The organism is Siminovitchia thermophila (genome assembly GCF_016909185.1).
Taxonomy (GTDB): domain Bacteria; phylum Bacillota; class Bacilli; order Bacillales; family Bacillaceae_C; genus Siminovitchia; species Siminovitchia thermophila.
Genome location: NZ_JAFBFH010000008.1, coordinates 62,022 through 73,908, shown reverse-complemented (window position 1 = coordinate 73,908; position 11,887 = coordinate 62,022). Strand labels below are relative to the sequence as shown.

Annotated in this window: 10 protein-coding genes; 5 read left to right on the top strand and 5 right to left on the bottom strand. The window is 40.5% G+C overall.

Annotation, left to right across the window (positions count from 1 at the left end; all coding sequences use genetic code 11):
• The first annotated feature begins 17 nt into the window (after nt 1-17).
• On the top strand, nt 18-359 hold the full coding sequence (locus tag JOC94_RS07535; RefSeq protein ID WP_077112573.1) for a zinc ribbon domain-containing protein YjdM: 342 nt from the start codon (nt 18-20) through the stop codon (nt 357-359).
• Between the two features lie 1,491 nt (nt 360-1,850).
• Here the strand turns inward: JOC94_RS07535 and JOC94_RS07530 are convergent.
• Nucleotides 1,851-2,105 carry a hypothetical protein gene (locus JOC94_RS07530; RefSeq protein WP_077112571.1) on the bottom strand — a complete coding sequence of 85 codons (255 nt, stop codon included), beginning with the start codon at nt 2,103-2,105 and terminating at the stop codon, nt 1,851-1,853.
• A gap of 387 nt (nt 2,106-2,492) precedes the next feature.
• On the opposite strand from JOC94_RS07530, the gene JOC94_RS07525 reads away from it, so the two are divergent.
• Nucleotides 2,493-3,539 carry an LLM class flavin-dependent oxidoreductase gene (locus tag JOC94_RS07525; RefSeq protein WP_077112569.1) on the top strand — a complete coding sequence of 349 codons (1,047 nt, stop codon included), beginning with the start codon at nt 2,493-2,495 and terminating at the stop codon, nt 3,537-3,539.
• Between the two features lie 418 nt (nt 3,540-3,957).
• Here the strand turns inward: JOC94_RS07525 and JOC94_RS07520 are convergent, their stop codons facing one another.
• On the bottom strand, nt 3,958-4,365 hold the full coding sequence (locus JOC94_RS07520) for a sulfite exporter TauE/SafE family protein (RefSeq protein WP_205178982.1): 408 nt from the start codon (nt 4,363-4,365) through the stop codon (nt 3,958-3,960).
• A gap of 476 nt (nt 4,366-4,841) precedes the next feature.
• On the opposite strand from JOC94_RS07520, the gene JOC94_RS07515 reads away from it, so the two are divergent.
• The gene (locus JOC94_RS07515) at nt 4,842-5,426 is read left to right on the top strand and encodes a hypothetical protein (protein ID WP_077112565.1); all 585 of its coding nucleotides are present in this window, start codon (nt 4,842-4,844) and stop codon (nt 5,424-5,426) included.
• A 1,252-nt stretch (nt 5,427-6,678) separates the two neighbouring features.
• Here the strand turns inward: JOC94_RS07515 and JOC94_RS07510 are convergent.
• Nucleotides 6,679-7,764, bottom strand: a complete 1,086-nt coding sequence (locus JOC94_RS07510; RefSeq protein WP_077112558.1) for a serine hydrolase domain-containing protein — start codon at nt 7,762-7,764, stop codon at nt 6,679-6,681.
• Between the two features lie 68 nt (nt 7,765-7,832).
• Entirely contained in the window at nt 7,833-9,236 is a 1,404-nt protein-coding gene (pdxR, locus tag JOC94_RS07505; protein WP_077112557.1) for a MocR-like pyridoxine biosynthesis transcription factor PdxR, read from the bottom strand.
• Between the two features lie 121 nt (nt 9,237-9,357).
• Between pdxR and pdxS the strand changes: the two genes are divergently transcribed.
• Together pdxS and pdxT are read left to right on the top strand one after the other, a co-directional pair.
• The gene (gene pdxS, locus JOC94_RS07500; protein WP_077112555.1) at nt 9,358-10,245 is read left to right on the top strand and encodes a pyridoxal 5'-phosphate synthase lyase subunit PdxS; all 888 of its coding nucleotides are present in this window, start codon (nt 9,358-9,360) and stop codon (nt 10,243-10,245) included.
• Nucleotides 10,246-10,290: 45 nt separating this feature from the next.
• Complete coding sequence (gene pdxT, locus JOC94_RS07495) at nt 10,291-10,869, top strand: pyridoxal 5'-phosphate synthase glutaminase subunit PdxT (RefSeq protein WP_077112553.1); 579 nt, start codon at nt 10,291-10,293, stop codon at nt 10,867-10,869.
• Nucleotides 10,870-10,993: 124 nt separating this feature from the next.
• Here the strand turns inward: pdxT and JOC94_RS07490 are convergent, their stop codons facing one another.
• A complete protein-coding gene (locus JOC94_RS07490) occupies nt 10,994-11,620 on the bottom strand; it encodes a DUF1269 domain-containing protein (RefSeq protein ID WP_077112551.1) in 627 nt (208 codons plus the stop codon).
• Nucleotides 11,621-11,887 lie beyond the last annotated feature (267 nt).

Below are 11,887 nucleotides of genomic sequence, written 5' to 3'. Positions count from 1 at the left end.
AAATGAGGAATGAGAAGATGACCAATTTGCCCAATTGCCCAAATTGTAATTCTGAATACACGTATGAGGATAGAGGATTTCTTGTTTGCCCGGAATGTGCCCATGAATGGCATCCGGAAATGAAAGCAGACAATATGGAAGAAGAGCAAGTAGTCAAAGACGCCAACGGCAATGTATTACACAATGGTGATACCGTTACAGTCATTAAAGATTTAAAAATAAAAGGAAGTTCGTCAGTCGTAAAAATGGGGACAAAGGTAAAGAATATTCGCCTCGTTGAAGGGGATCATGATATAGACTGTAAAATTGACGGCATCGGCGCCATGAAACTAAAATCGGAGTTTGTCAAAAAGATTTAAAAGGCTTTTGTGAGAAATGAGACTCTTAAAGCATTTACGGGTGAGTGAAGCCAAAAACAAAGATGTTTTGGTAAAAGAAAGAGTAGGGCTGGGACATGAGTAAATACGTTGCGGGATAAAGTGAAACTTCATTCAGTAGGCGTTTTCTTCCATCTCCTACTGAATGTTAGTTGAACCAATCGGGCATTTAGGTGCCGTTTTCTCCCACTTAGACCTTTTGTATTCACTTAAGATTTTGAAGTGGGAGTCTTACGGCACCTTACATGCGGGATCAATTATCCCAGTGTATAATACGCAAGCTTTTAGCGTAGTCAAAATAGGTAGACTCCTGCGGGAATAGCTCGAGCTGAAGATCCCGCAGGAAAGCGACCTTTGCTTTCCGAGGAAGCTGAAGCCGTGCCCGCGGAAAGCGAAATATGTTGACGTAGCGATGATAGGGATTTTTTTAACACAATTAAACCGAACAATTATAAATGAATTGTTCGGCCTTTGCTATTTGTGTCACAGACTCCTTCTTTTTAATGTACGTATTGAAACTTCATGTTCTCCTAAGATTCCAAAGATGGACTTTTGGTCTTCCTGAATCATCTTCACAAGCATGTTTTCATAGAAAGCTCAGCCAATCTTCGTAAAATCATTTTATTCTCTTTTTGGATATATGCCGCCCGTATAACACCACGTCCAAGCTGTTTCATTCCTTCTTTTTCCGATACAGCTATGTAAAAGAAAGCTGTGTCCGATTTTTGTGGCGGCGATTCTTTCTATGGTATGTTCACTGGTCTTTAATGACTGCGTGTTCTGAACATCTATCATTTGAAAAAAGCTAATAAACGTTTTATGAAGGTTTTTATTATATCTTTTGTTGTGTTCCATTCATGGTGAAAGAATCGGGGATATTGAATTAAAAAAGGAGTTTAACAGAGACTCACAAGATTTCAACTCGAAACAGGCTTTCTTTGGAATATTTCGCTTTATCGAGCCAACTAACAAACTAGGAGTGATCAATCTATTTCTTTTTTACAGATTGCAGAAAGATAATATAAAATAATTTCTTTCCAAATTGCGATTTTTTCCATGAGGATGGGCAATCATGTTGCATATAATCAGTCGTGTACGATGAAAAAATCCTGAGACATTCGTTGCGGGATGGGTCGAGGAGGCTTTCACGCTTGTAGGCAATGAACGTTTTTCCGTAATACTCGTAGAGTGCACGACATTGGCCTTGTGTAAATTTGCTAGTACCATTCATCGAAATTGGTTATTGGTTGGAGTCAAACTTTTGTTTCAAACCCTATCAAATTTACGAGCGTTGATTTGATTATATAGACTCTTGCTTTACTTGTCATCATTGGAAAATGTAATTGTTGGAAGCTTTTCAGGATGAAAATTAAATTTTGCACAGAGGAAAAAACTAGCTTTTAACGAGTGCATATCACAAAACTTAATGAATGGAGCAGTTACTTCTTTTCTTTATGTGGCTAACCTGCCGGTTTAAACAGCAGCCATAATATAGAGATACATATAATAGGCTACTGGTATAAACGAGATGATGAAACCAATGATTCTCGTTTTTGGCTTAAATTGTAAAACCAAGCCAATTATCCAAGTTAACAATAGTATTAAGTAAAAATAGTTGTTTGTAGGTTCCGGTGTTTCCGCTATTCCGCTCATTAAAAATCCTAAAATACTTGAGATGCCAACAAACAGCCCTGTCATAATGTTGACTATAATCAGTACGGTTTTCATCAGTTAATGACCTCCAATAAAGATCGTTCACTTGATTTTAATGTGGTTCCCATCCAGATTAGTGCAACAATATCTTTGAAGGGAAGGGAGAGACTCTTTTTAAGATGATGTTATGCTTGAAATATATGATAATGCTTATTTTATATAATTTCCATAGTTTAAATTTATTAAAATAATAAGATGGGTCAGTTCCAGCGACCTGTGATCAGAAAGATTGGCAAAGGCATAGCAATGATGTAAAAGGATACATCAAAAAAAACCGTCAGGAATACTTTTTGAAGGTCGCCACTAGGTAAAATGCTTGATTTTTATAAATTAATATCACAAGATTAGTTTATTACTTTTAGTAACTAAATAAGCGGTCTTTAAAAAATTGGAGGGATACTAGTGGAAATCGGAGTGACCACGTTTGTTGAAACAACGCCGGATGTTCAAACAGGTGAAGTGATCAGTCATGCTCAGCGGATTCGCGAGGTTGTCGAAGAGATTGTACTTGCCGATCAGGTTGGATTAGATGTGTTTGGAGTTGGTGAACATCATCGAAAGGATTTTGCCGCCTCTGCGCCCGCAGTTGTGCTTGCGGCTGCCGCTTCCCGAACAAAAAGGATTCGTCTGACAAGCGCGGTCACGGTGCTTTCTTCAGATGATCCGGTACGGGTTTTTCAAGATTTCGCCACGCTTGATGGCATATCAAACGGCCGGGCTGAAATTATGGCGGGGAGGGGCTCATTTATCGAGTCTTTTCCACTGTTCGGCTATGATTTGAATGACTATGAAGAGTTGTTTGAAGAGAAGCTTGAATTGCTGCTGGAGTTGTGCAAATCCGAGAAGGTAACTTGGAAAGGGAAGCATCGGGCGGCCATTGATCATCTTGGTATCTATCCACGACCTGTCCAAGACCCGTTACCGGTGTGGATTGGGAGCGGGGGCAATACACAATCGGTTATCCGGGCGGGTACGCTTGGGCTCCCGCTTGTACTTGCGATTATCGGGGGCAGGCCGGTGCAGTTTGCGCCTCTTGTGGAACTGTATAAAAGAGCTGCCGCCAAAGCGGGGCATGATGTGTCGAAGCTTCCGGTCGCCTCTCATTCTCATGGATTTATAGGAGAGGATACGGAAGAGGCGGCAGATACATTTTTCCCGTCTACCCAGCATGTGATGAATGTAATAGGCCGTGAACGCGGCTGGGGTCGCTATGATCGTTCAAGCTATGATGCGGCGCGGAGTTTTGAGGGAGCACTATATGTGGGAGATCCGGAAACCGTGGCACAGAAAATCATCCACCTCCGTAAAGAAGTCGGCATTACCCGATTTATGCTCCATGTACCGCTTGGTACGATGCCCCATCATGAGGTCATGAAAGCGATCGAACTGCTTGGAACAGAAGTGGCCCCGCGCGTCCGGGAGGAAGTTGCGAAATGGGAGGCCGGGTAATAAATAACATCTCGCCAAACGAAGATTTTCGTGTGAACATGACGAGTGATAAAAGCCGCTCGTCATGTTTTTTTAAATGAGGATGTTAACAGCGTTATCTTAAACACCCTTCAAGAAGGAAACGTTATCTTTGACAGATAAGAACGAATGAAACGAAAGTTAAGTGTTAAAAATGTCTGAATATGTGTGTCTAGTGGAGCTGGTGTTTAAAAAGTAACACTATACAAAGAGAATATATTAATTTATATTAGAATCCTCCAATCACATTTATTTAATCCTGTCAATGTATTTACACCCTGTACTATACAAAATGGGGGTCTTTTCTTTAAACCTCAAATTTCTTACGCAAGGAATCCTTCTGAATTTTTTTTATAGTCGGCATTTAAAATTTATATATTCGATCAAACTGGATGAAAAATTAATCAAAAAATAAACTTTCGAAAAAATATTGCAAAGTGGGTGCCCAGATATTTAAATAAATCATTTTGTAAAAATAAACCATGAGACCTAGAATAACAATGATAAAGCCGCCAAATTTCATTAAGGCAGAAGAATATTTTAGGATAAACTTAGTCTTACTTATAAAAAGAGCCATTAAGATAAATGGAATACAAAACCCCAATGAATAAGCGGTAATATTAGCAAATGTTTGTCCAGGATTTAAAACGCTCGCGTATATAATTGCTGCAAAAATAGGACCTATACAAGGTGTCCAACCAGCAGCAAACACAAAACCAACTATAAAAGAACCTAAATAAGTAGCAGACTTCTTTTGATAATGAAGTCGTACTTCTTTAAACATAAATTCAGGTTTAAATAATCCCATTAAAAACAGACCCATTGTTGCTTAAAAATTCCACTAAACATTTTAATGTAATTTTGATAGGTAGAAAAAAACAACGTATGAATCAATATTTTTCTTCTAAAGTAGACAGTGGAAATATAAAATGCGGCCTTAACCCAGCATTTCCGGGCTAAGGTCGTTCCATTTTTTACCATGTAAGCAACTTCAGATTTCACACGAAAAATTTCTTATTGGCTCATTGCAAACTTTGCCTATGGCGAAGGATGACACCCCCTTTTTTCCTAGTGTAATGGATAACTCGTAATCTATCACTTTGTGGCTGAACCAGTCGATATGGTAAATAGGTACATAAACCCATTCCCCCCCTTTTACACTAATGTTTTATCAGATAGAAATAAATGTTTGTAAAATTTAAATAAAACACTTCCATATAGTTGGGTTGTATGTTAATATATTACATGTAAATATAAACCAAAGATTAGGAGGTTGTTTTTGGTATGAGAAGTATGAAGGCTAGGGTGTTAATTGTTTTATCAGCATTTGCACTTCTAACCACAGTAATACTGAATGTACCAGCGGCTACAGTCCAGGCTCAAAATGCAACAGAAAGTTTGCTCAATCAAGAGGTTAGCGATGTTGTGCAAAATGTTGATGAAGAAGACTTGGAAAAAGCGAGAAAGTTTGTAAAAGAAGCATTGAAAACCAATGATGATTTTACATACTCTGTAGACCGTAAAAAAGCACTCCAAATTGGTTTTTCTGCAGATCAAGTAACAAATATGGCGATGTTTTTTGAAAGCTTGCCAACAGAGCAAGTAAAATTTTTAGAGGAAGGGAAACAGGTTGCAGTAAATGGCGATAATCAAATGGAGCTTATGATTGCGCCTGCGATACCTTACGTTGTATACATTTCATTGCAAGAATTAGTCGCAATTTTGACAGCGCTTGGATTAGCGGGAGTGGCACAACAGTTTTTAAAAGATGTTTATACGCATGGGATCAAAAAAGCATGCAGAAAGTATTCAAAGAAATATAAGAAGATTAGAGACTTCTGTAAAGATAATGGATATCCTACGAAGTGAGAAAGAGACTGGGACAAAACTAGCCAAAAGTAATTAAAGAAAAAAGAGTGGCATGCATCAACTGCCACTCTTTTTCTAGTTTTAATGGGTTTTGCCCCAGCACCATTTTATAAATAAATCGCACAAAGAGCCGCAAAAGCACCTATTAAGAAGTAATCGTCATTATCTAATTTCTTACCGCTTTTAACAAATATATTTAAAAACCAATGCAATTTTGTACCATCAGTTGTTTTTGTAATCAATTTTTTGCTGATGTTGTAGTACGCTACTTTGTAGAGGGCGAATGCAATTGTACAGATCAAATAGAACGAGATAAACTTACCAAAAAACAAAAGCATTGCTGGTCACTCCCCCTTTTGAAGTCTTCAACCAACAACTTAATTTTACCAAAAATGTTTATAAGAGAAAAGGAGACGTTTGTAATCTTTACCTTCTGGAAATTTCCGGGAACACTTTGAGAATTTGCTGGTGGAGGGTGAGCACTAATTGGTTATGCAATAACCTCAAGTATCAAATTACAATTCTATTTTCGTAAGAACGATAGATAAAAGAGACCATTCTTGCTTCTTTTTTTCTTAAATAGATTATACAAATGGGAAGAGGGGTCCATAAGTCAATTTTTCAACTTTAGGACACCTCTTTTTGTAATATTGCCAGCAGCTGAAGCAGTTACGAAAAGTATAAAGCGATTCAGATTTCCCCCAAAGATATACAGGCATTTGTAAATGAGTTACAAAAAAACAACCCACGTATTCAACTTGATAACGAATGCAACTAAAAGTGAAAAGCAACCGTCCTCTTAATTCGAGGTCTTTTCTTATGCTCTTTTCAATATTTCAACAGTTGTATTTTTACACAATACCTGCGATACAATTCAAAGCCTCCCCACAAAACCATTTGGTAAAAGTAGATGGTGGCCGAATAATGGCATCTTTCGCTTTTTCGGTAATGAACAGAAAAGAAAAAGTGCCGGCGCATCTTTTTTTTTCGGATTCTATATCACGAATAAATAAAAAAAGCTTGTAGAGAAAAACCATTTACTGCTCTACAGGCTGAGTGCACTTCTAAAAATATTCCAAAAATGATTACAAAAGCCTATATCTTCAGCCTTAACATTTTGAAGTGAATTTTCTAACTTGAAAAAAGCTGCCTGCCTTATATTCAAACTATTGATCAGGCCATGCGCTGAGGTTAGTTCGCGCCGCCTCTTGTCAATTGGCATCCCTTTTTCAAGGGGAGTTGGGCTAGTTAGTCACGAAGTTTGCTCAAGGTGCGCTTTGAATATTTCCTCCGCGATATCTTCGTTTACTCCTTTTTCGAGCTTTATGAGCATTTTGATGATTCGCCACGCTGATAGTTGAATCGTTGAAAAAATGACGACTCCAATCTGCTTTTCTTTTATAAAGCCGCAAAATGTATGGAATCCCATTGTGGTTCCTCCATGGTGTATGAGCGGAAACTCGCTCCATTTGACTTGTTCAATAAACCAGCCGAGACCCATGCTAGTTTTTTTCCAGGAGGTTTTTCCATGCGTTTGATGGGTCAATGCCATCGCCTCTTGCAAAGGGCTTTCCTTCAACCCAATTTGATATTCCAGGTACTGCAGCATGTCATGCAGGCTGCTTTTTAAAGCTCCTGCGCCATTTATGGCCGGTAGTTCCATTGGCCGAATGGGCTCTTTTTTTTGATTATATGCTTTTACGTATCTGCTGTTTTGCTCGGCAGTACCTGTGATAAAAGTGTCTTTTAAACATAATGGCTCCAAAATATGGGATTGGATAGCTTGCTCATAAGTTACTCCCAATATTTCTGCCAGGATGTTTCCCAACAGACCTACACCAATATTGGAATAACGCCACTTTTGATCTATTTCTCTTTTTAAGTCATAATCCAGGAAAAACTGATGTATGTCATCATGGGTAAAGTGTTTATACGGATTGTCTTTATCTTGTTTATTTTCTTTCATTCTTTGGCGGATTTTTTTCATATCTTCCCTTGGAAGTCCGGAAGTGTGTGTGGATAAATGCCGGAATGTTACTTCTTTTCCGTTATAAGAAAGTGCATTTTTATATTCCGGCTTAAACGTTGTAACAGGTTCATCCAGGGAGATGGTTCCTTCCAGGACTAATTTTGCAAATAATAGACTTGTAAATGTTTTGGTTGTGGAGCCCATTTCGAAAATACAATCACCGATGTCGGTGTTCCTATTCTCGTCATACAAGTGCCCGCTTACCCACTTCTGTTCTTTTGTGATGACACCAAGACCCATACTGGCGTTCTTTGCCCGGCCCAATTCTTTTTGAATTAATTTGTTCGCTTGTTCATTCAAAATGCTCATATTCCCCCCTTTTCTTTTTATATTACTTTTTAGTGGGATAAAATTCCATAATAGAAAGCCGGCAGTTGTTATGAAATTCCCCAGCTCTTTAATAACGATGTAATAGCTGCTTCTAATTCATCCTCTGGTATTCCGGCAAATCCAAGAATCATTTTTGGCGGATGTTCCACCTTTTTCTCCAGTGAATAAGAGGAGAGGGGGTGGATTTTCATCTTGGCATTCACGGCTTTTTGAACGAGGTCTTGTTCATTCATGCCATTTTTGACGACAAGGACAATGTGAAGGCCAGAGTGCTCGCCGATGACTTCGACTTTGTTCTGATAAGGCTTTAGGATGTCCAATGTTTTTTCTAATTTTTTGCGGTAAATTTTCCTCATTCTGTTCAGATGCCTTTCGAAATCCCCTTTTTTCATAAACTGGGCAAGGATGTGTTGGTCAATCCTAGAGACCGAACAGTGATAAAAGAAAATGTTCGCATCTTTATATCTTTGTAATAGTTCCTGGGGAAGAACCATGTAGCTGATCCGCAAAGAAGGGATAAGTGATTTGGAAAAGCTCCCCAGGTAAATGACTTTTTCACTATGGTCCATGCTTTGCAGGGAGGGGATCGATTTTCCGCTATAGCGGAACTCACTGTCATAGTCGTCCTCTATAATGTAGCGGTTTGCATGACCCGCCGCCCAATTTAACAGCTTGATCCGCCGGTTGACAGAAAGGACAGATCCATATGGGAAGTGATGGGAGGGCGTTACATAAACAACGTTGATCCCGGTTTGGTCAAGCGTATCCACTTTGACCCCTTCGTCATCGACCTCGAGAGGATACACTTCGTTTTGATGGCTTTTTAAAATATGAGAGATGACATGGTAGCCCGGGTCTTCCACTCCATACACCGTTTTTTTAGGAAACAATAAAATAAGTTGTTGTAAAAGAAAATCACTGCCGGCACCAACCACAATTTGTTCGGGAGAGCATTGCACTCCTCTCGCATGATATAAGTAATGGGCAATTTCCCGGCGAAGCTCAAATTCACCTTGCTTGTCGCCCAATAAAAGGAGTGCGTGGTGCTGTTCGTCAATTGTGTCTTTGGCGTATTTCCGCCATTTGGCAAACGGGAAGTGTTTCGTATCGATCCTGCTGGGAAGGAAATGATATTTCATGTTTTCTTTTTCGTCTGTCGGCACATATGAGGTGGCGGCGGCTGTTTGTACATACTCCAAATCTTCATAGGCAAGCACAAAATAGCCTTTTCGCGGAATTCCTTCGACATAGCCTTCTGCCATTAGTTGATCGTAGGCAGCTTCCACTGTATTTTGGCTGATTTTTAAAAAGTCCGCGAGCTTTCGCTTAGACGGCAACTTGGAGCCATACTCCAGGCGGCCTTCGGTAATTTCTTTTTTAATATATAAATAGAGTTGTTCGTATAAAGGTACGTCTATAGATCGGTTTAAATTGCAAGATAACATATCCATTTTTTTAACTCCTCCTTATCTGACCCTGTTATTTTTATGAAAACTGACACTTTTAACAGAGTCACTTACTTTCTATAATAATGGGAAATGAAACAAATCACAACTTGAAGGAGTGGGGAACATGGGAAAACAACTGGGAACTGAGACGGTTAAAAGAGGAATGGCGCAAATGCAAAAAGGCGGCGTCATTATGGACGTAGTTAATGCGGAGCAAGCGAAAGTCGCGGAGGCTTCCGGCGCAGTGGCTGTTATGGCGTTGGAAAGAGTGCCATCTGATATCCGCGCAGCAGGAGGCGTGGCCAGAATGGCTGACCCGAGAATCGTTGAAGAAGTGATGAACGCCGTATCCATTCCGGTTATGGCAAAATGCCGGATCGGCCACATTGTGGAAGCAAGAGTGTTAGAAGCGATGGGCGTAGATTATATTGACGAAAGTGAAGTACTGACACCTGCGGATGAAGAATTTCATCTTTTAAAAAGTGATTATACAGTACCATTCGTATGCGGATGCAGGGATTTGGGAGAAGCCGCCCGCCGGATCGGGGAAGGGGCCGCCATGCTGCGGACAAAAGGGGAGCCTGGAACGGGCAACATCGTGGAAGCTGTCCGCCACATACGCAAAGTCAATGCGCAAGTACGTAAAGTTGCCAGAATGAACGATGATGAGCTGATGACAGAAGCGAAAAATCTTGGAGCACCGTATGAAATCCTTAAGCAAATTAAAGAAGAGGGCAGGTTGCCGGTTGTTAATTTTGCGGCAGGCGGTGTTGCCACTCCCGCAGATGCGGCGCTGATGATGGAACTTGGCGCGGACGGTGTATTTGTCGGATCAGGCGTCTTTAAATCCGAAAACCCTGAAAAATTCGCAAGTGCCATTGTACAAGCAACGACATACTATACGGATTATGATCTAATCGGCAAGCTTTCCAAAGAATTGGGCGCGGCGATGAAAGGGATCGATATTAATAAGCTCAGTCTTGAAGAGAGAATGCAAGAGCGCGGCTGGTAGAAGTGCTGCCGCTTGACTATTTTTTACATGAAGGGAGGTCGAACGATGACAACAATTGGCGTGCTGGGATTGCAAGGTGCGGTAATAGAACATTTGAAACAAGTAAACGCTTTGGGGTTAAACGGAATCATCGTGAAGAAACCGGAGCAGCTTCAGGAAATAGATGGGCTCATTTTGCCTGGCGGAGAAAGTACAACAATGAGAAGGCTCATTGATCAATATGGTTTTCTTCAGCCACTTAAACATTTTTCCAAGCCGATTTTGGGCACTTGCGCCGGATTGGTGCTTGTTGCAAAAGAAATCGCCGATTCCGATGAAGCCCATCTTCCATTAATGGATATCAAAGTGAAACGGAACGCTTTCGGCCGCCAAGTAGAAAGCTTTGAAACGGAGCTTGATGTCAAAGGGCTGGGTAAACCTTTGACGGCTGTGTTTATTCGCGTCCCTTACATCGAGACGGCAGGTGAAGGGGTGGAAGTGCTTGCCACTTACGACGGATATCCGGTGGCCGCAAAGCAAGGAAGCATCCTTGTGAGTGCTTTTCATCCTGAGTTGACAGGGGACAGGCGTTTCCTTGCAATGTTTGTCCAGATGGTAAAAGAAATGAATCCGGCAGTTCCTTAAGGGATGTGCGGACTGCTATTTCCAATCAAATACTAGCCACAAAAATAGTGGTTCGCCATCTATTTATGTACGCCGGAAAGAGCCGCTGTCATCAGATTGTCAGCGGCGCTCTTTTTTTAGCTTATCAGACAGACTTGAATTTTCTTTTGAGATCCTCCACTTCTGCGCGAATGCGGTCTCTATATGACTTCACTTTTGCTTTGCGTTCCGCAGAGCGCTCTTCCCGTAATTTTTCCCGTGCTTGCTTTTGTAACTCCATTTCTATTTCGCGTGCGTGTTCAACCTCTTCTCTAATCATGCTAGCTTCATAGCGGCGGGTTTGAGAGGAAAATTTAGACATGATATCATCGTAGACGGCATCATATTCGTCAGACATCACCAAAACAATCGCAACATCATTGTCTTGTAGACGGGATGAAATGGCCGCAATTAAACTGGATTCTTCTTCAAGGTCATTTATATCTACTATCGCCCCGATGGCGGCCCCCGCACCAAAACCGAGCAGTACACCCAATGGTCCGCCTAAAACCCCCACAAGTGAACCGATCAAGCCGCCGATTAAGGTATCGTCTCTTGAGTGAACGCCTGTATCAAAGCCATCTTTCAAGACGATTTGCTCGTTCTCCTTTTTTAAAATAACCACCTGTGATAATGCGAAGTCGTTACTTTGGTATTGCTTTTGCTTTAATTCTGCCAGCGCCTGAAATGCCTCGCTCTCCACGTCAAAAAAAGTGACAACCACATTTTCCATAAAACATACCCCTTCCTGAAATAATCGGTTACTATTGTTATTCTCTTTTTTTACAATAGAAAACATTTAATGTATGACAAAAAAAAGACATCGACTGTTGAAGAGGCTGATTGACGATAATTTGCCACTTTTATGTGACCTATTTCTTTTTATGAGAAGGTGGGACATATTGAGGAGACCCTGAAAAGGGCGAGGGTAAAATGTCATCGGACTGTATCAATATATTTCATATAGTTATGCGACTTCCATTCAAATGCGCTTCACCAT